The sequence below is a fragment of the Ruegeria sp. O4 genome, from assembly GCF_056535125.1.
The window spans coordinates 465,541-484,624 of sequence record NZ_JBQERO010000001.1 but is presented as its reverse complement, the minus strand read 5'-3'; the positions used below and the strand labels follow the sequence as shown (position 1 = coordinate 484,624).

Here is a 19,084-nt window from a genome sequence, read left to right as displayed (position 1 = left end):
ATTATGACCGCTTTCAATGAACTGATGACCTTTCAGCGGGAAACTTCGGCTTTGGGCCAGATCGCCGGTCGGCTTGGCTGGGACCAGGAAACCGTCATGCCGCGCGGCGCTGCGCCACAGCGCGCCGAAGAAATGGCAGCTATCGAATCTGTCCTGCACGCACGTCGTTCTGATCCTCGTGTTGCCGAATGGCTGGATCAGGCCGCGCCTCAGGATGAGGTCGGCAAGGCGCAGATGCGTGAAATCCGGCGCGCATATGATCGCGCGGTGAAGGTGCCTGCCGATCTGGCGACGGCGATTGCCCGTGTGACATCCGCTGCGCAGGGAAAGTGGGCGCAGGCGCGCGCGGACGAAGATGTCTCGGCCTTTCTTCCGGTTCTGGAAGAGGTCGTATCGCTGAAACGACAGGAAGGCGAGGCGCTGGCGCAAGGGGGCGACGTATACGACGCCATGGTCGAAGATTACGAGCCTTACACGACCAGCGCACAGATTGCGGATATCTTCGACCAGATGCGCCCACGACTGGTGGCCCTGCGCGCCGCTGTGCTGGAGCGGCCCGAGCCCGCTGCCCTGAACCGCAGTTTTGATGAGCAGACCCAGATGCGTCTGACACAAAAACTGGCGGTCGCCTTTGGCTATGACCTGAACAATGGCCGCGTGGACAAGGCGGTTCACCCGTTCAGTTCAGGCAGTGGTCTTGATGTCCGCATCACCACGCGAACCAGCGAAACGGACCCGTTCAATTGTTTCTATTCCACCATTCACGAGGTGGGCCACGCCGCCTATGAACAGGGGATCGACAGGAAATACCTGCTGACACCGCTCGGGTCTGGTGTGTCGATGGGCGTGCATGAAAGTCAAAGCCGGATCTACGAAAACCAGTTGGGTCGGTCGCGGGCCTTTACCGGTTGGTTGTTCGAACAAATGAAAGAGGCGTTCGGCGAGTTCGGCATTGCCGATCCGGATGCGTTTTATGCGACGGTCAACCGCGTCCATAACGGCTATATCCGCACCGAGGCGGATGAGGTTCAATACAATCTGCACATCATGCTGCGGTTTGATCTGGAACGCGCGCTGATGGCCGGAGACTTGCAGGTCGGCGATCTGGAAGCCGCCTGGAATGATCGGTTCAAGGCAGATTTCGGTTATGCGGTCGACAAGCCCTCGAACGGTTGTTTGCAGGATGTGCATTGGTCGGTTGGGTTGTTCGGTTACTTCCCGACATACTCGCTGGGCAATGTCTATGCTGGGTGCCTCTATCAGGCTTTGCGCGGTTCAGAGCCCGATCTTGATGCGCAACTGGCTCGCGGCGACACCACCGGTGCAACCGGCTGGTTGCGCGAGCATGTGCAGCAGCATGGCGGCCTTTATGCACCGCGCGAGGTGATTGCCCGTGCAAGCGGCATCGAGCCCGGACCGGACCCACTGCTAAGTTATCTCGAGACCAAGTTCGGCGCGCTTTACGATTTGTGAGTTTCCGAATTGCAGCCTAGGCGTTAGAATCGGTGCACCGATACCATCGCCTGGGAGGCAACGATGACCGGAAACGCCCGCAAGAAAGCCAGTGATTTTGATCCGCGTATCCTCGAAATATTCGACGGATATGTGCACGGCACGATGTCCAAGCGTGAGTTCATCTCAAAAGCCGGTAAATACACGGCTGCCGGAATGACAGGCGCAATGATTCTGGACCAGTTGCAACCCAATTACGCCTGGGCGCAACAGGTGGCCCCGGACGATCCCGCGATCCAAACCATGGTGGTCGCATATGACAGCCCGGATGGGCATAGCGAAACCAGCGGCCTGATGGCGATGCCGGCAAATGCCGAAGGAAAATTGCCAGCGGTACTGGTCGTACACGAGAACCGGGGTCTAAACCCCTATATCGAGGACGTTGTGCGCCGCGCGGCCAAGGCCGGTTTTCTGGCTTTTGGACCTGATGGGTTGTCGCCCCTTGGCGGCTATCCCGGTACTGATGAAGAAGGGCGAGAAATGCAGCGCTCGATGGACCGGGAAAAACTGATGGCGGATTTCTTCGCCGCCTTTGAATTCCTTCGTGATCATGAACTTTCGACAGGCAAGGTTGGCGCTGTCGGCTTCTGCTATGGCGGAGGTGTTTGCAACGCGTTGGCCGTAGCCTATCCGGACCTTGCGGCCTCGGTGCCATTCTACGGTCGGCAACCACCAGCCGAAGATGTTCCGTCCATCGAAGCACCTCTTATGATCCACTATGCCGGTCTGGATGAGCGTATCAACGCTGGATGGCCTGCATATTCAGAGGCGTTGAAAGCCAATCAAAAGAAATTCAGCGTGCACTTCTATCCGGACGTCAATCACGGCTTTCACAACGATACGACGCCCAGATATGACGAAGCCGCGGCAAATCTGGCATGGAGCCGGACCATCGCTTTTTTCAATACCTACCTGACATGAACTGAACCCCGGGAACCGTCGAACCGGTGCCCGGGGTTACTGTAATTCTTCCTCGTCGCCCTGATCGGCGATCCACGCGACGCTGACGACTTCTTCGCCCTTGCCGGTATTGAATACCTTCACGCCACCTGCGGAACGTGAGCGGAAAGAGATACCATCGACCGGCACCCGGATAGATTGGCCTTTCGATGTGGCCAGCATGATCTGATCGTCGATCTCGACCGGGAAGGATGCAACCAAGTCCCCGCCGCGCATGGCCTTGTCCATCGCCGCCACACCCATGCCGCCACGTCCGCGCACAGGGTAGTCGTGGCTTGAACTCAACTTGCCTGCACCACCAGCGGTGATAGTGAGGATAAGGTTTTCGGCAGCCGACATCTCGGCGTATTTCTCCTGACTGAAATCGCTGCTTGCTGCGGCTTCCTCGTCTTCACCAGCGTCTTCTTCGGTAAGCCCCGCAACCGCACGCCGCATCTTGAGATAGGCCACACGATCTTCGGGTGTCGCCTCGAAATGACGGATCACGGACATCGAAACGACGCGGTCACCGTTGGTCAGCCTGATCCCCCGGACACCTGTGGATTCGCGCGAGTTGAAGACACGCACGTCAGTTGTCCGGAAGCGGATCGCGCGGCCGGAATTGGTGACCAGCATCACGTCTTCGTCTTCCGAACAGATGCGCGCATTCACCAGTTCAATGCCGTCGGGCAGCTTCATGGCAATCTTGCCGTTGCGCCGGACATTGGTGAAGTCCGACAACCGGTTACGACGCACGTCACCTGCGCTGGTGGCAAAGACGATCTGGAGGTTTTCCCATTCCTCGTCCGGTACATCCACGGGCATTATCGCGGCGATGGAAACGCCAGTTGGGATCGGAAGGATGTTGACGATGGCCTTACCTTTGCCGGTGCGTCCGGATTGGGGCAAGCGCCAGGTCTTGAGCTTGTAGACCATCCCGTCCGTCGTGAAGAACAGCAGCTGTGTATGGGTGTTCGCAACGAAGAGGTTGGTCACAACATCCTCTTCCTTGGTTTGCATCCCCGACAGGCCCTTGCCACCGCGTTTCTGGGCGCGGAAATCTGCCAGCGGTGTGCGTTTGATGTACCCGCCCGAAGTGACGGTCACGACCATGTCTTCACGCTCGATCAGGTCTTCGTCTTCCATGTCACCGGACCAGTCGACGATCTCAGTGCGGCGGTCGACCGCGAACTGTTCACGCACGCTGCGCAGCTCATCAGCGATGATGCCCATGATCCGTTCGCGTGAGGACAGAATATCAAGGTATTCCTTGATCTTGGCCGCCAGTTCTTCCAGCTCGTCCGTGACCTCTTTGACGCCCAGTTGGGTCAGGCGTTGCAAGCGCAACTCCAGAATGGCACGGGCCTGAACCTCGGTCAGATTATAGGTGCCATCGTCATTCATCTTGGACAGAGGATCATCGATCAGGCGCAAATAGCCTTCGATGTCGGAGGCAGGCCAGCGGCGGGTCATCAGTTTTTCGCGGGCCTCGGCGGCGTCAGCAGACGACCGGATCGTTGCGACCACTTCATCGACATTGGACACCGCCACAGCCAGACCACACAGGATGTGGCTGCGTTCGCGCGCCTTGCGCAGGTCATAGGCCGTACGGCGGGCAACGACATCTTCACGGAAGTCGATGAACGAGGTCAGGAACCGGCGCAGGGTCAGCTGTTCGGGGCGGCCACCATTCAGCGCCAGCATATTGCAGCCAAAGGAGGTCTGCATCGGCGAAAAGCGGTAGAGCTGGTTCAGCACCACCTCGGGCGTTGCATCGCGCTTGAGCTCGACCACAACGCGCACGCCGTTGCGGTCGGATTCGTCCTGTACATGGGCCACGCCTTCGATCCGCTTCTCGCGAACCGCCTCGGCGATCTTTTCGATCATCGCGGCCTTGTTCACCTGATAGGGAATCTCGTCGACAACGATGGCATAGCGGTCCTTGCGGATTTCTTCCACTCGGGTCTTGGCGCGGATGATGACGCTGCCGCGGCCCTCCAGATAGGCCTTGCGCGCGCCGGAACGCCCAAGCATCACACCGCCGGTTGGAAAGTCGGGGCCGGGGACGTATTCGATCAACTGTTCTGATGTAAGGTCGGGATCGTCGATCAGCGCCAAAGTCGCATCGACTACTTCGCCAAGGTTGTGCGGCGGAATGTTTGTCGCCATCCCCACGGCGATACCTCCGGCACCATTGACCAGCATGTTCGGGAAACGGGCCGGCAGAACTGTCGGTTCCCGGTCCTTGCCGTCATAGTTGTCCTGAAAATCGACCGTTTCTTTTTCGATATCAGCCAACAGGGAAGCGGCGGGCTTGTCCATCCGCACTTCGGTATACCGCATAGCCGCCGGGTTATCGCCGTCCATCGAGCCAAAGTTGCCCTGACCATCCAGCAGCGGCAGAGACATCGAGAAATCCTGCGCCATCCGCACCAGTGCGTCATAGATCGCACTGTCACCATGCGGGTGGTACTTACCCATCACGTCGCCCACCGGGCGTGCCGATTTGCGGTACGCCTTATCGTGCGTGTTCCCCGTCTCGTGCATTGCATAAAGGATACGCCGGTGCACCGGTTTCAGCCCGTCGCGCAAATCAGGGATCGCGCGGCTGACGATGACCGACATGGCATAGTCCAGATAGGACGTACGCATTTCGGATTCGATGGAAACCGTCGGGCCGTCATAGACTGGGCGCTCGGGCGGGGTTTCATCCATGTTTTCAGGAATTTCTGGCGTATCGCTCACGTAAACTGCCCGTGTCTTGTTCTGGGTCTATATCTTGTGGGTGTATCTTATCAGACCCGGCACATAAGGTGCAAGCAAGCAGCGCCTTTACGGGGAAATTCCCCGGTAATACTCAAGTAACATATTGTTATATAAGTATTAGAAGGTTTTCGTGGTATCTTGAGCAGGCCTTGTATCAAACAGGAGGTCTGCATGAATCCAAGCGAAACCGAATTGATGCTCAAGGGGTACGGGCTGACGACGGCGGAGTTTTTCTATCATATGCCAGACTATATCCACGTCTTGAACACGTTCATCTGGCAGGATTACGACCTTGCGCCGGATCATCCGAAATTGTTCAAATTCATCGACTTCTGGCAGCGCGAAATCGAAGGCCCGCTGCATTCCGTCAAATTCACCCATCGCAAAATGATCGCACCGGGTGAGTGGCGCAACATGGTAGGAGAGTTTCGTGTGAACTGAGCGAGGGACAGGCGCAGTTTCCGTTGGTGCATGCTCTTCAAACAATGAACCGAAGCGGTCGGCGCGTGTCTGATGATGCGTCTGAAATGAAATCAGGAACTTCCTGACCCAATCAGCCAGAACAACTGGCGCCGCCCAGCACGCAGAATTTGGCACAGTGGGGGTGGTTCAGGTGAACGTCAGCCTCGGATTCGGCCAGAGAATGACCCATCTCGAATTCCGGCTCGTAGGGCAGCAGGGTGCAGGCCAACACGGCAGGCCGGTCAGCGCCTTTCCGTTTCACCACCATGCGGGCGCTGGCACACATCAATGCATCGGGTGACTTACTCAGTATTCCCCAGCAAGCCGTTGTAATCTCGGGTACTTCGACAGTTTCGTCCATCTCGGGAAACAGGACGGTCTGTGCCGGGTTATGCGGGTCAATGTCAAAGCCGTGCTCTGTAAAGAATGCGGCATAACCCGCACGACTTTCCGTGTCAGACTCACCCCAAACGGTGCGCCCGGCAACAGCGATGTTAAAGCCGTGATCGCGCAGCCACTTCATACCCGTCAGGGTTTTTTCAAAGCTCCCCTTGCCGCGTTCAAGGTCGTGCAGTTCTGCGCGGTAATGATCGACGGAAACGCGCAGGGTCAGCTTGTCATTGAATGTCTTTTGCAATGCCAGCAGCCCGTCGCGCATCTTGCTGCGCATCATCGGGGCCATCGCGTTGGTGAGGATCAGAACTTCGTATCCACGCTCCAGCGCGGCACGTGTCATGTCGATCATCTCGGGGTTCAGGAAAGGCTCGCCGCCTGTAAAACCGATTTCACGCACCGGCCAATTGCGGGCTTTGATTTGATCCAGGTAGTCACGAACCTCGTCCGCAGTGATATAAACCAGTGCGTCATTGGTCGGGCTGCTGGCGATATAACAGTTTACGCATTCAATATTGCACAGCGTGCCGGTGTTGAACCACAGGGTCTGAGGGTTGGTCAGGGAAACCTTTGCGCGGGTCTGGCCATCGGCCGTTACCAGTTTACGCTGAAACTTGCCGATATTGGCAAGCTGAGGGGCGTTGTCTTTCATTCCCACATCCGGTTCGTTGAAGTCATCAAACTGATCTAGCCCTTTGTCGCGGATTTGGTAAGTCTGGTGCAGAGGTTCTGACAGAGTTTTGATCAACAAGATTTCTTGGATTTTGGTTGCGCTAACATTGGACATGCCGGAAGGGTCAGGGTAAGGACAACTCATGGTTTCACGTGTCATCCCTGTTGATCCATTTGATCTGGTTATTTTCGGCGGCACCGGTGATCTGGCGCAGCGTAAGATTCTGCCTGCGCTTTACCGTCGGTATTGTGCAGGTCAGTGGCATGAGGATGCCCGGATTATTGCAGCCGCGCGCGCCGGTCATTCAGCGGATGAATTTCGAAAGATGGTTGCAGCGTCGCTGCAACGGCATGCTTCGGAACGGGCCCGGAATTCGCAAGCCCTGACCCGTTTCCTGCAACGGGTCGACTATGTATCGCTGGATGCCCTGACGACGGATGGTTGGGATGTACTGAGTGAAAAACTATCGCCCGACCGGGTTCGCGCTTTCTATTTCTCAGTCGGTCCCAGCCTGTTCGGACCATTGGCCCAGCGGGTTAGGGCGTATGATCTGGTGACAGAAGAAACCCGTATTGTGGTCGAAAAGCCGTTTGGACATGATTTGGCGAGCGCACGGGAGTTGAATGCAACACTGGCCGCGCATTTTGATGAAAATCAGATTTACCGTATCGACCATTATCTGGGCAAGGAAACCGTCCAGAATCTGATGGCGGTCCGGTTTGGCAATATGCTGTTCGAACCGCTGTGGAACAGCCAGTATGTCGACCATATCCAGATAACGGTTGCGGAAACTGTTGGTGTCGCAGGGCGCGAAGACTATTATGAGCGGGCGGGTGCGATGCGGGACATGGTGCAGAACCACTTGATGCAGCTGCTCTGCCTGATTGCGATGGAACCTCCGGCCAAGTTTGATCCTGACGCAGTTCGGGATGAAAAGCTTAAAGTGATCCGGGCGCTTGATCCGGTTGAACCGCACCACATCGTGCGGGGGCAGTTTGCGGTCGGTCCAGACGGGCCGGGGTACCGGGACTGCGTTGGCAATCCGCGATCAACCACCGAAAGCTATGTGGCGTTAAAGGCCCACATCAGCAATTGGCGTTGGGCAGGTACGCCGTTCTACCTGCGCACCGGTAAGCGTCTGGTGGCGCGCTCGTCGGTGATCAACGTGATGTTCAAGGACGCGCCGCATTCGATATTCGGGGAAGAGGCGGGGCGCCATGCAAATACGTTGTCGATCCGGTTGCAGCCGAACGAGGGGATCACGCTGAAGGTGACGATCAAGGAACCCGGGCAGGGGGGGATGCGACTGATCGACGTTCCCTTGGACATGAGCTTTGCCGAAGCCCTGGGCCCCGAAAATCAGGACCCGCCAGATGCGTATGAACGCCTGGTGATGGACGTGATCCGCGGAAACCAGACCCTGTTCATGCGCGGGGATGAGGTCGAGGCCGCCTGGGCCTGGACCGATCCGATCATCGCCGGATGGTTGGCACGTGGGGATGTGCCCAAGCCTTATGACAGCGGCAGCACGGGGCCGGGCGACGCCGAACTTCTGATGAAACGTGACGGACGTCACTGGCAAGGGATAAAGCCATGAAAATTCAGGAATATGCTGATCGCGAAATGCTTGCCATCGACGTGGCCAACGTGCTGGCGGGCGACCTTGAGGCCGCATTGCTGCACCATGATACCGTTGCAATGGCCGTTCCTGGGGGAACAACTCCGGGCCCTGTTTTTGATAGCCTGTGTGCCGCTGATCTTGAATGGGATCGTGTGCGTGTGTTGCCGACGGATGAACGCTGTGTGCCAGCAGATCATGACCGCTCGAACGAACGTTTGATCCGCGAAAGGTTGCTGACCAGCCGGGCCTCTGTGGCACAATACATTCCGCTTTATGTCCCTGATTCAGAACCTGAGGCAGCGTTGCCCGAAATCGAGTCGCTGATTGCGCCGGTATTGCCATTGTCGGTGCTGGTACTAGGAATGGGCGAAGACATGCACACGGCCTCATTGTTTCCGGGAATGGAAGGGCTGGACGAGGCATTGCGCAGTGATGCACCTACGTTGATCGTCGCCCGGACCGAAACGCAGCCAGAGGCGCGAATTTCCCTGACCGCTCCGGTCCTGGACGGGGCGCTGTCGAAACATCTGATCATCTATGGACAGGCAAAACGCGCCGTTCTTGAAAAAGCCATGTCGCTACCACCGGAAGAGGCACCGATCGCCGCAGTTCTTGGTGGCATGACCGTACACTGGGCGGAGTAAAGCAATGCATCTGGATGCTTTGAGAACACTGGCTCAGACGACAAGTGACCGTCGTATCCTTGACCTGTTTGCGGCAGATGCAAACCGGGCCGAAGTATTTTCAGCCTCAACCGGGGATATGGTTTTCGACTATTCAAAAACGCAGATCGATGATGTGGTGCGATCCGCGCTCATTCAATTGTGTGCAGAGGCTGGTCTTGCGTCTCGGCGTGATGCGATGTTCGCGGGCGAGAAGATCAACGAGACCGAAGGGCGCGCGGTGTTGCACACGGCCTTGCGCAACCTTGATGGCGGGCCGGTTGAAGTGGACGGTCAGGACGTTATGCCCGAGGTTCTGGATACGCTGCAACGGATGCGCGTGTTCGCGGAAGAGGTGCGCGGCGGCGCTATCGCTGGGGCGGGGGGCAACTTTACCGATGTGGTCAATATCGGCATCGGCGGGTCAGACCTCGGCCCTGTCATGGCCACTTTGGCGCTGGCACCTTATCACGATGGACCACGGGTGCATTACGTCTCGAACGTGGATGGGGCGCATATCGCGGACACGTTGCGGCAGCTTGACCCGATGCGTACGCTGGTCATTGTCGCCTCAAAAACCTTCACCACAATCGAAACGATGACCAATGCACGCACCGCCCGCGCGTGGATGTCCGAAGGCGGGGGCGATCCGTCGCGCCAGTTTGCCGCCGTTTCCAGCGCTTTGGACAAGACGAAAGCCTTCGGTATTCCCGAGGCGCATGTCTTCGGATTCGCCGATTGGGTCGGTGGGCGTTATTCGGTTTGGGGTCCGGTCGGCTTGCCGGTCATGATTGCAGTTGGTTCAAACGCATTTGACGCGTTATTACGCGGCGGGCAGGCGATGGACCTGCATTTCCGCTCGGCTGACTGGGATGAAAACATGCCTGTGATGCTGGCATTGGTTGGCATCTGGCATCGTCAGGTTCTGGGGCATACCAGCCGTGCGGTGCTGCCTTATGACCAGCGGCTTTTGCGCCTGCCCGCATATTTCCAGCAGTTGGAAATGGAATCGAATGGCAAATCCGTGGCGATGGATGGCTCAACCCTCGCCATGCCTTCAGGTCCTGTCGTCTGGGGTGAGCCGGGCACCAATGGACAACACGCGTTTTATCAGCTGATCCATCAGGGTACTGATGTCATTCCCTGCGAATTCATGGTTGCGGCCGAGGGGCATGAACCAGAACTGACCCATCACCACCGTCTGCTTTTGGCCAATTGTCTGGCGCAGTCTGAGGCCCTGATGCGTGGCCGTTCGTTCGAAGAAGCGCGCCAACGCATGACGCAGCAGGGGTATCAGGGTGGTGAACTGGACCGGCAGGCCCGGCACCGGGTTTTCCCCGGCAATCGTCCCTCGACAACATTGATTTACCCCAAACTCACACCGTTTGTGTTGGGTCAGATTATTGCGCTTTATGAACACCGGGTGTTTGTCGAAGGCGTGTTGCTGGGCATCAACTCTTTCGACCAGTGGGGGGTTGAGCTGGGCAAGGAACTGGCCAATTCGCTTGGCCCCATCGTGGATGGCGAAGAAAGCGCCGAGGGAAAGGATGGGTCGACCGCAGCATTGGTCGCCTACGCGCTGAAACACCGGGATTAGGCGACGGGAATGTAGTCCGCTACCGGTGTGGCTTGCATTCTCTTATTGTCAGACAATTAATTGATTGGCAGGGTTCCTTCTAGGAAACGGCTGGACTGACGTGACAGGGAACACCCCTGCCTGTCTGTGCCAGACGGAACAGGCAGGGGCCAGGCAAGGTCCCGCCCATGACGGGAGGATGTCCATGCTGGGACAGATGATGACGCAGCCTTTGCTGATTTCGTCGCTTATTGATCACGCACAGCGTTACCACGGTCAGACCGAGATCATCTCGGTCGAAACGGATGGATCAGTGACCGAAACCAATTGGTCCGAGATAGCCGTGAACGCCCGGCGTTTGGCGTCGGCCCTGACGCGGCTGGGTCTGGAGCCGCAGGACAGGGTCGGGACGCTGGCCTGGAACAATCGTCGCCATCTGGAGATCTATTATGCCACCTCGGGTGCAGGATATGTCTGTCACACAGTCAATCCGAGGCTTTTTCCTGAACAACTGACTTATATCATCAACCATGCTCAGGATCGGGTGTTGTTCTTTGATGCAACCTTCGTCCCGCTTGTTGCCACCTTGCACGGTGCGCTGACGGATGTTCGCCATTTTGTTCTGATGGGCCCCCGCAATGATGACGCTGCAGCAAAGATACCCGACCTGAAATTTTATGATGAGCTGATCGAAACCGGTGACGCGGCCTTTGATTGGCCTGAACTGGATGAAAACACCGCGTCAGGGCTGTGTTACACGTCGGGTACAACCGGCCATCCCAAGGGGGTTCTTTATTCCCACAGATCGACGGTCCTGCACAGTTTCGCGTCGAATACGCGCGACGTGATAGGCTTTTCGGCGATGGATGTCGTGATGCCCGTCGTTCCTATGTTCCACGTTAATGCATGGGGTTCGCCTTATGCCTGCGCCATGTCCGGATCGCGACTGGTTTTACCCGGCCCGGATTTGCATGGCGAGGCGCTGGTCAATCTGATCGACACCTATGGCGTGACGCTGGCCATGGGGGTGCCAACCATCTGGCAGGGACTGTTGGCGCATGCAGCCAAATGCGGGACGAGTTTGAAAAGCCTCGAACGGACCGTGATTGGAGGTGCCGCTTGCCCACCTTCGATGATGGAGACTTTCCGGAATAAATATGACGTCGATACGGTACATGCGTGGGGAATGAGCGAGATGAGCCCGCTTGGTACGGCCAACTACCCATTGGCCAAACATCTGGTGCTGCCGCTTGAAGAACAACACCTTATCCGTCTGAGTCAGGGCCGGCCACCGTTTGGGGTTGAACTGAAAATCGTGGATGATGACGGCAAAGATCTGCCACAAGACGGCGAAACGCAGGGCGATCTGATGGTGCGGGGGCATTGGGTACTGGACAGCTATTTCCTGATGCAGGATCAGGATCTGTTACAAGACGGTTGGTTCGCCACAGGCGATGTCGCAACGCTGGATACCGATGGTTACATGACCATTCGTGACCGATCCAAGGACATCATCAAGTCCGGAGGGGAGTGGATCAGCTCGGTCGAACTTGAAAACATCGCTGTTGCGCATCCGAAACTGGCAACTGCCGCCGTGGTCGGTGTTCCGCATCCGAAATGGGACGAACGCCCCTTGCTAGTTGCAGTAAGGGCCGACGGCGAGAATCCAAGCGAAAAGGAACTTCTGGCCTTTTTCGAAGGGAAAATTGCCAAATGGCAGATTCCGGACAAGGTTGTTTTTGTTGACGCGCTGCCGCTGAACGCAACCGGAAAGGTGCTGAAACGCAATCTTCGTGCAGATTTCAAGGATGCCCTAGCGGGGTGAGATGTGATCTTGCGCGGTGAATTGGCTCCGGCGGTAGGGATCGAACCTACGACCAATTGATTAACAGTCAACTGCTCTACCGCTGAGCTACGCCGGAACGGTCCGCGCCGTATAGCAACCGGAGTATCCGGCGTCCAGAGGGCGGTCATCATTTTTTCAACGAAAAAGCCCCAGAATACCGATGTGGTTTCTGACTCTGGCAAAAGATTGAATATTGGGAAATTTTGGCTCCGGCGGTAGGGATCGAACCTACGACCAATTGATTAACAGTCAACTGCTCTACCGCTGAGCTACGCCGGAACTGAGGGGCGTATAGCAACCCGGAATCCCGGCGTCCAGAGGTTAAGCACGCGAACTTTGAAAATTTTTCGCGGCTTCATAGATCTTTGCGAAAAACCGCTGTGGCAGATAGTTCGCCGAGCGGTGACACCTGTTTTTTTCCCGTCAGATCAACGAGGTGGGCAAAAACGTTCCGCTCCGCGGCTGACAGCAGTGTCGCGGGTGTGTCGGTGTAGATACGTTCGGCCAGGTGCCGCGCCGATCCGTCTGCTTCGTCGAGCGCGGATAGAATCTGGGCTTCGCGGTTTTGCCTGTGTCGGATCAGCCAATCCAATCGCGCGGCGGGGTCTGTAATCGGTGCACCGTGGCCCGCGTGAAAAACGGACCAATCGCGCGCGCGCAGGCGGTGGCAGGCTGTCATGAAATCGGTCAGGTCTCCGTCCGGTGGCGACACCAGCGAACTGGCCCATCCCATCACATGGTCGGCGGTGAAACAGGTATCCTGCCATGCCAGGGCAATGTGGTTTCCCAGATGCCCCGGAGTGTGAATAACCTCAAGCTGCCAGTCATCGCCAAAGATGACCTCACCATCCGCAACCTCGATATCCGGACGAAACGCGGTGTCGATGCCTTCGCCACCTCCGGCCAACCCACGCGCAGCAAGGGTCGCCATAACAGCGCTGCGACCGGATTCGGGACCACCAAACGCATAGATCGCAGCTCCCGTTCGCGCGGCAAGGGGTGCTGCCAAGGGTGAGTGATCCAGATGTGTGTGCGTGACGACTATGTGGCTGATTCTCTGGCCAGGTCGCAGTTCATTCAGGATCGCGTTCAAATGCTCTTCGCTTGCGGGGCCGGGATCAATGACGGCAATGTCACGATCGCCCAACAGATAGGTGTTGGTGCCGCGATAGGTCATCGGTGACGGGTTGGGGGCCAGAATGCGCCGCAGACCCGGTTGCAATTCTGTCGCAACACCAGCGGGTGGATTAAATTCGTCTGGTGCCTGCATTCTGTGCTCTTTCTCTTGTCCGGGCAGCCCGCTAGGTTTAGCGCATGTCCACGCATTGGCTCAAACCCTATATGCCACGCAGCCTTTATGCCCGAGCAGCGCTGATTCTGGTTCTTCCTGTGATCGCGTTGCTGCTGGTTGTAGGAGTTTCCTTTCTTCAAAAGCATCTGGAAGATGTCACTGACCAGATGACGCGCGCAGCCTCAAGGGAAGTGATGCTGATCACCACCATGATGGACAGGGCCGAGACGCAGCACCAGGCCTTGGCCGAAGTGCGCCCGGATCTTCTGGCGCTGGAAATGCAGGCCAGATTTCTGCCCCCCAACGAAACTCCCAAATTAGATCGTCCACGGTGGTACGACTTCATAGCGCCGCAGGTCGAGGCCGAGCTTCGCGCAAGGTTGCCAGAGCTGAGTGCTGTTGCGTTGCCAAGCAGCCGCGAAGCGCGTCTGTACCTGGATACGCATCTGGGGGTGCTGGAACTGACCTTTGACCGGCGCAGATTGTCGCCAGCGGCGCCGCATCAGTTGATCGTGACGATGCTGTTTTTCGCGATCATAATGACCTCGATTTCATTTCTGTACATGCGAAACCAGTTGCGCCCTATCACACGGCTGGCCAATGCGGCGCAGGCGTTTGGACGAGGGCGGAGCGTACCATATTCACCGGGCGGTGCCATCGAAGTACGCGCGGCGGGGAATGCGTTTTTGGATATGCGGTCACGGATCGAACGTCAGATCGAACAACGGACGCTGATGTTGTCCGGCGTCAGTCATGACCTGCGCACGCCTCTGACGCGCCTGAAACTTGGACTGGCAATGTTACCTGAGGATGAGGCACGACCTTTGCTACAGGACGTGGCGGAAATGCAATCCTTGGTTGATGCATTCCTCGAATTTTCGCGCGGGGCGTCCGAAGGATCGCCCGAGGAAATCAACCCGGCGGAATTTGTTCGACAGATTGTGGATGACGCCAATCGGGCAGGGCATCAAGCCGAACTGGTCGCTGTCGAGGGGCAGGGAACGGCAATGCTGCGCCCCATGGCTGTTCGTCGGGCCGTTGAAAACCTCATCGGCAATGCCGTGCGCTACGGCAGCCGGGCCGAGGTCAGCCTGTCACTGAACACCAAGTCATTGCGCATCCGTGTCGAAGATGATGGCCCTGGAATTCCCGCAGAGCAGCGCACAGAGGCGGTCAAACCCTTTACGCGGCTCGACCCAGCGCGCAATCAGAATCAGGGTAGTGGCGTGGGTTTGGGGTTGGCGATCGTGGCGGACGTTGCGCGCGCCCATGGTGGCACTCTGCGACTGGCCAAAAGTGAACGCCTGGGTGGATTGTGCGCCGATATCATAATCGGCCGGTAAACTGACACCTTCAACGGTTCAAAGCCGCGCCAACATGACGATATTCTGAGCCGAGGGGCTTCAATTCTCGCGAAAAGATTTCAGAGTTATTCCGCAAGACCTGTCATCCCACGGCGATTAAATCGAAACTGGAAATCTGCGAACTGAACCAATGCCTTTGAATTCGAACCGCATATGGACTGGTTGCACAGGTCAGGATGAATGCTTATTTTCAAAAACGCAAACAAAAACAGTGGGATGTGCGGGGTGTTCAAGGCACGTGGCGGTGATTTGGTAGGCCCGGAGGGACTCGAACCCCCAACCAAAGCGTTATGAGCGCTCTGCTCTAACCAATTGAGCTACAGGCCCGCCTAGGCGCATTGCGTATCACGGTGAACAGCCGCGTCAAGCCTGACCGTTGCAACAAACGCCACAATCGAATAACCCGCCCGCAAAGCATTCAAAAGGAACTGGCCATGACAGCGGGCAAGAACGGAATCACCTATGCCGATGCAGGCGTGGATATTGACGCGGGCAATGCTCTGGTTGACCGGATCAAGCCCGCAGCAAAGCGAACCAACCGCCCCGGTGTGATGAGCGGTCTGGGCGGTTTTGGCGCACTGTTCGACCTGAAAGCTGCTGGGTATCAGGATCCCATTCTGGTTGGTGCCACGGACGGGGTTGGTACAAAACTGCGAATTGCGATCGATACCGGCGTCGTGGATGGGGTTGGCATCGATCTGGTGGCCATGTGTGTCAATGACCTGATCTGTCAGGGGGCCGAGCCCCTGTTTTTTCTCGACTATTTCGCGACAGGCAAGCTGGACACAGATACAGCCGCGCGGATCATTGAAGGAATTGCCGAAGGCTGTGCACAATCCGGTTGTGCTCTGATTGGTGGCGAAACTGCCGAGATGCCCGGCATGTACCCTGATGGCGATTTCGATCTGGCCGGCTTTTCGGTCGGGGCAATGGAACGCGGCGCTGACCTGCCTTCCGGAGTGCAGGCGGGGGACGTGCTGCTTGGTCTGGCCTCGAACGGAGTGCATTCCAACGGGTATTCACTGGTACGTAAACTCGTCGAACTGTCTGGTCTGGGCTGGGATGCACCGTGCCCCTTTGGTGAAGGTTCGCTGGGCGAGGCGCTGCTTACGCCAACGCGCCTTTATGTCAAACCGGCCCTGTCCGCGATCCGCGAAGGTGGAGTTCATGCACTGGCCCATATCACCGGTGGCGGTCTGACCGAGAACCTGCCGCGCGTACTGCCGGAAGGGTTGGGGGCCCAGATTGATCTGGACAGCTGGCAATTGCCGTCTGTTTTCAGCTGGATGGCGCAGATTGGCGGTATCGCGGAAGCTGAGATGCTCAAGACCTTCAACTGTGGCATCGGTCTGATCATGGTGTGCGATCCAGATAAGGCCGATCAGCTTTCGACCTTGCTGGCCGAGGCTGGCGAGACGGTGTCGCGGATCGGTACGGTCACCGAAACGCCCGGAGTTGCCTATTCGGGCAAACTGCTGTGAACCACAAGCGCGTCGCGATCCTGATTTCTGGGGGCGGGTCCAACATGGTGTCGCTTGTCGACAGCATGACCGGTGATCACCCGGCGCGGCCCTGTTTGGTCCTGTCCAACGATGCGCAGGCGGGTGGGCTGAAAAAAGCTGCGGACCGTGGCATTCCGACCGCAGTGGTCGATCACCGGCCATTCAAGGGCAATCGCGCAGCCTTTGAGGCTGAGTTGCTAAAGCCTTTGGAAGACGCGCGGCCGGATATTGTCTGTCTGGCCGGGTTCATGCGGGTCCTGACCGCGGATTTCGTAACGCGCTTTCAGGGGCGAATGCTGAACATCCACCCCTCATTGCTGCCCAAATACAAGGGGTTACATACCCACGCCCGCGCAATTGAAGCGGGTGATGCGAAACATGGCTGCTCGGTCCATGAGGTGACGGCGGCGCTGGATGATGGCCCAATTCTGGGTCAGGCACGGGTGGATATCGAACCAGCGGATACCTCGGAAACTCTGGCTTCAAAAGTTCTGATCCGGGAACATGAACTTTATCCAGCGGTGCTGCGCCGCTTTGCCGAAGGCAACAGGTCACCCGTTCTCATGCAGTGAGGTTCCGAGGGTGATTTACACTCGCCTGAAAATCGTCCTATGGTCGTCGGTATCGCTTGGGGGCGAGGGAAATTACGGGCACTCACAAGAGCAAGAGCAAAACTAGTACGGCGCATGAAAACTCTGACGACGACGCAAGAACTGGCTGATTTCTGCAAGGCGGCCGCAAGCTATCCATACATCACAGTCGATACCGAGTTTCTGCGCGAGCGGACCTATTATTCGAAACTGTGCCTCGTGCAACTGGCGCTTCCCTCTGATGATGAAGACAGCGCGGTTCTGGTTGATCCGCTGGTTGATGGCCTGTCTCTCGAACCGCTGTATGAGCTTTTCCGAAACGAGAACGTGGTCAAGGTGTTTCACGCCGCGCGTCAGGATCTTGAGATTTTCTGGGTCGAGGCCGGTGTTTTTCCCAACCCGTTGTTCGACACACAGGTCGCCGCAATGGTCTGCGGGTTTGGCGAGCAGGTCGGCTATGAGACGCTGGTGCGGAAAATCTGCAAACAGGGCGTCGACAAGACGTCGCGGTTCACCGATTGGTCCCGTCGTCCTTTGACGGAAGCCCAGAAAACATATGCATTGGCGGATGTGACGCATCTTCGCAAGATCTACGAATATCTTGCTGCGGAACTCAAAAAGACGATGCGCAGCCACTGGGTGGCTGAAGAGCTGCGGACGCTGACACAGCCTGCCACGTATGACATTCGCCCCGAAGAGGCGTGGAAGCGGGTCAAAACGCGAACCAACTCGGCCAAGTTCTTGGCTGTTGTGCGCGAGCTGGCGCAGTTCCGCGAAAGGTATGCGCAGGAACATAATGTACCGCGCAACCGGGTCTTCAAGGATGACGCCTTGATCGAACTGGCGTCGACCAAGCCCAAGACAATCGCCGATCTCGGTGGATCGCGCCTTTTGTTGCGCGAGGCGCGAAAAGGACCGATTGCCGAAGGTATTCTTGCTGCGGTGACGAAGGGCACAAATTGTCCGCAGGAAAATCTGCCGAAGATCGACAATTCCCGTGACAACCTGAAGGTCAACCCGGCTTTGGCCGACTTGCTTCGGGTTCTGCTGAAATCCAAAACCGAAAGTTCGGGCGTTGCGGCCAAGCTGATCGCAACAAGTTCCGAGTTGGACCAGATTGCCGCGGGCGAGCGAGAATTGCCCGCGATGTCAGGTTGGCGTTACGAAGTCTTTGGTGAAGACGCGCTGAAACTGTGCGAGGGGAAAATCGCGCTGGCGGCCAAAGGGCAGGCGGTCAAGGTCGTCTCACTTTAACGGCGATTACCGCCGCCGCGATTCCAAGGTGTTCTGTTGCCCGACGACACGGATCAGGCGAATGCCTTCAAGATCCTGAGTCGAAACATTTATGGCATCCGACACCATTCTTGTTCGTTCAGATCCTTGCGGGGTCTCTGAGTTGGGGTAGTTCACGCGGAATACAAATTCCAGAATTCCCTTTTCTTTGTTTTCTTCTGAATTAACCGAAACCAAGCGTGCGTTATAGGCACCCTGCCGAAGCGCGGTGCCAGAGGAATAAATGATCGCGCCTGACGGTATTGGCTCGATCCGCAGCTCATCGATTTTGGCGATTGGAACACTGGTGTCTTCGGCATCTGGGCGCGAAAACAGGCCGCTTCCCTCTCTTGCCTTGGGAACCAACGCATCGGCGGCATTTGGGTCCGGCGGTGTTTCAGACTTCACAGACTTGCTGGAGCCAAACCAGTTTGACGGATTCACCCGCGAGTCGCGCCAGCTGCCGCAGGCAGTCAGGGTCAGCATGGCGATGATAAGAACGAACAGAGACTTTTGCATAGACCCACTGCTTTTCACACGAATTCAGACAATGGGTTAGCGTATATTCTTCGCGTTGAAAAGCCACAGCTGGGGCTGGACAGCAGGTGGTCGTCG

15 protein-coding genes and 3 tRNA genes are annotated in these 19,084 nt (G+C 57.2%); 11 read left to right on the top strand and 7 right to left on the bottom strand.

The window, feature by feature from the left end; translation table 11 throughout:
• The first annotated feature begins 3 nt into the window (after nucleotides 1-3).
• Nucleotides 4-1,473, top strand: coding sequence for a carboxypeptidase M32 (locus ACR0J7_RS02390; RefSeq protein ID WP_480545539.1), 1,470 nt, complete (start codon nucleotides 4-6; stop codon nucleotides 1,471-1,473).
• A 63-nt stretch (nucleotides 1,474-1,536) separates the two neighbouring features.
• Nucleotides 1,537-2,433 carry a YghX family hydrolase gene (gene yghX, locus ACR0J7_RS02385; protein ID WP_480584531.1) on the top strand — a complete coding sequence of 299 codons (897 nt, stop codon included), beginning with the start codon at nucleotides 1,537-1,539 and terminating at the stop codon, nucleotides 2,431-2,433.
• Between the two features lie 36 nt (nucleotides 2,434-2,469).
• On the opposite strand, the gene gyrA is transcribed toward yghX, so the two are convergent.
• Nucleotides 2,470-5,196 (bottom strand): DNA gyrase subunit A, encoded by a 2,727-nt coding sequence (gyrA, locus tag ACR0J7_RS02380; protein WP_480913193.1) that lies wholly within the window; start codon nucleotides 5,194-5,196, stop codon nucleotides 2,470-2,472.
• A 192-nt stretch (nucleotides 5,197-5,388) separates the two neighbouring features.
• Between gyrA and ACR0J7_RS02375 the strand changes: the two genes are divergently transcribed.
• Nucleotides 5,389-5,658: an usg protein gene (locus tag ACR0J7_RS02375; protein WP_267366492.1), complete on the top strand. Its 270-nt coding sequence runs from the start codon at nucleotides 5,389-5,391 to the stop codon at nucleotides 5,656-5,658.
• Nucleotides 5,659-5,770: 112 nt separating this feature from the next.
• Here ACR0J7_RS02375 and ACR0J7_RS02370 read toward each other — a convergent pair whose 3' ends face one another.
• Nucleotides 5,771-6,724 carry a radical SAM protein gene (locus tag ACR0J7_RS02370; RefSeq protein ID WP_480831211.1) on the bottom strand — a complete coding sequence of 318 codons (954 nt, stop codon included), beginning with the start codon at nucleotides 6,722-6,724 and terminating at the stop codon, nucleotides 5,771-5,773.
• A gap of 163 nt (nucleotides 6,725-6,887) precedes the next feature.
• On the opposite strand from ACR0J7_RS02370, the gene zwf reads away from it, so the two are divergent.
• The 4 genes from zwf to ACR0J7_RS02350 all read left to right on the top strand — a co-directional run bounded on the left by zwf (nucleotide 6,888) and on the right by ACR0J7_RS02350 (nucleotide 12,429).
• Entirely contained in the window at nucleotides 6,888-8,342 is a 1,455-nt protein-coding gene (gene zwf, locus ACR0J7_RS02365; protein WP_480913190.1) for a glucose-6-phosphate dehydrogenase, read from the top strand.
• The gene (gene pgl, locus ACR0J7_RS02360) at nucleotides 8,339-9,010 is read left to right on the top strand and encodes a 6-phosphogluconolactonase (protein WP_480480742.1); all 672 of its coding nucleotides are present in this window, start codon (nucleotides 8,339-8,341) and stop codon (nucleotides 9,008-9,010) included. Before zwf ends, pgl begins: the two co-directional genes overlap by 4 nt.
• A 4-nt stretch (nucleotides 9,011-9,014) precedes the next feature.
• The gene (gene pgi, locus ACR0J7_RS02355; RefSeq protein ID WP_480913187.1) at nucleotides 9,015-10,625 is read left to right on the top strand and encodes a glucose-6-phosphate isomerase; all 1,611 of its coding nucleotides are present in this window, start codon (nucleotides 9,015-9,017) and stop codon (nucleotides 10,623-10,625) included.
• A gap of 184 nt (nucleotides 10,626-10,809) precedes the next feature.
• The gene (locus ACR0J7_RS02350; protein ID WP_480913184.1) at nucleotides 10,810-12,429 is read left to right on the top strand and encodes a long-chain-fatty-acid--CoA ligase; all 1,620 of its coding nucleotides are present in this window, start codon (nucleotides 10,810-10,812) and stop codon (nucleotides 12,427-12,429) included.
• 22 nt (nucleotides 12,430-12,451) lie between these two features.
• Here ACR0J7_RS02350 and ACR0J7_RS02345 read toward each other — a convergent pair.
• The 3 genes from ACR0J7_RS02345 to ACR0J7_RS02335 form a co-directional block, all read right to left on the bottom strand.
• Nucleotides 12,452-12,526: transfer RNA gene (locus ACR0J7_RS02345), tRNA-Asn, on the bottom strand.
• A gap of 128 nt (nucleotides 12,527-12,654) precedes the next feature.
• Nucleotides 12,655-12,729: transfer RNA gene (locus tag ACR0J7_RS02340), tRNA-Asn, on the bottom strand.
• 76 nt (nucleotides 12,730-12,805) lie between these two features.
• Entirely contained in the window at nucleotides 12,806-13,720 is a 915-nt protein-coding gene (locus ACR0J7_RS02335; RefSeq protein ID WP_480913182.1) for an MBL fold metallo-hydrolase, read from the bottom strand.
• A 44-nt stretch (nucleotides 13,721-13,764) separates the two neighbouring features.
• Here ACR0J7_RS02335 and ACR0J7_RS02330 point away from each other — a divergent pair, with 44 nt between their 5' ends.
• Nucleotides 13,765-15,084 carry an ATP-binding protein gene (locus tag ACR0J7_RS02330; protein ID WP_480913179.1) on the top strand — a complete coding sequence of 440 codons (1,320 nt, stop codon included), beginning with the start codon at nucleotides 13,765-13,767 and terminating at the stop codon, nucleotides 15,082-15,084.
• A 271-nt stretch (nucleotides 15,085-15,355) separates the two neighbouring features.
• Here ACR0J7_RS02330 and ACR0J7_RS02325 read toward each other — a convergent pair.
• Nucleotides 15,356-15,432 (bottom strand) — tRNA-Ile (locus ACR0J7_RS02325).
• 107 nt (nucleotides 15,433-15,539) lie between these two features.
• Here ACR0J7_RS02325 and purM point away from each other — a divergent pair.
• From purM to rnd, 3 genes are all read left to right on the top strand, one after another.
• A complete protein-coding gene (gene purM / locus ACR0J7_RS02320) occupies nucleotides 15,540-16,586 on the top strand; it encodes a phosphoribosylformylglycinamidine cyclo-ligase (protein ID WP_480480752.1) in 1,047 nt (348 codons plus the stop codon).
• Nucleotides 16,583-17,179 (top strand): phosphoribosylglycinamide formyltransferase, encoded by a 597-nt coding sequence (gene purN / locus ACR0J7_RS02315; RefSeq protein WP_480564576.1) that lies wholly within the window; start codon nucleotides 16,583-16,585, stop codon nucleotides 17,177-17,179. Before purM ends, purN begins: the two co-directional genes overlap by 4 nt.
• A 114-nt stretch (nucleotides 17,180-17,293) precedes the next feature.
• On the top strand, nucleotides 17,294-18,451 hold the full coding sequence (rnd, locus tag ACR0J7_RS02310; RefSeq protein ID WP_480480756.1) for a ribonuclease D: 1,158 nt from the start codon (nucleotides 17,294-17,296) through the stop codon (nucleotides 18,449-18,451).
• Nucleotides 18,452-18,457: 6 nt separating this feature from the next.
• Here the strand turns inward: rnd and ACR0J7_RS02305 are convergent, their stop codons facing one another.
• Nucleotides 18,458-18,988, bottom strand: a complete 531-nt coding sequence (locus ACR0J7_RS02305; RefSeq protein ID WP_480480758.1) for a hypothetical protein — start codon at nucleotides 18,986-18,988, stop codon at nucleotides 18,458-18,460.
• Between the last annotated feature and the right edge of the window lie 96 nt (nucleotides 18,989-19,084).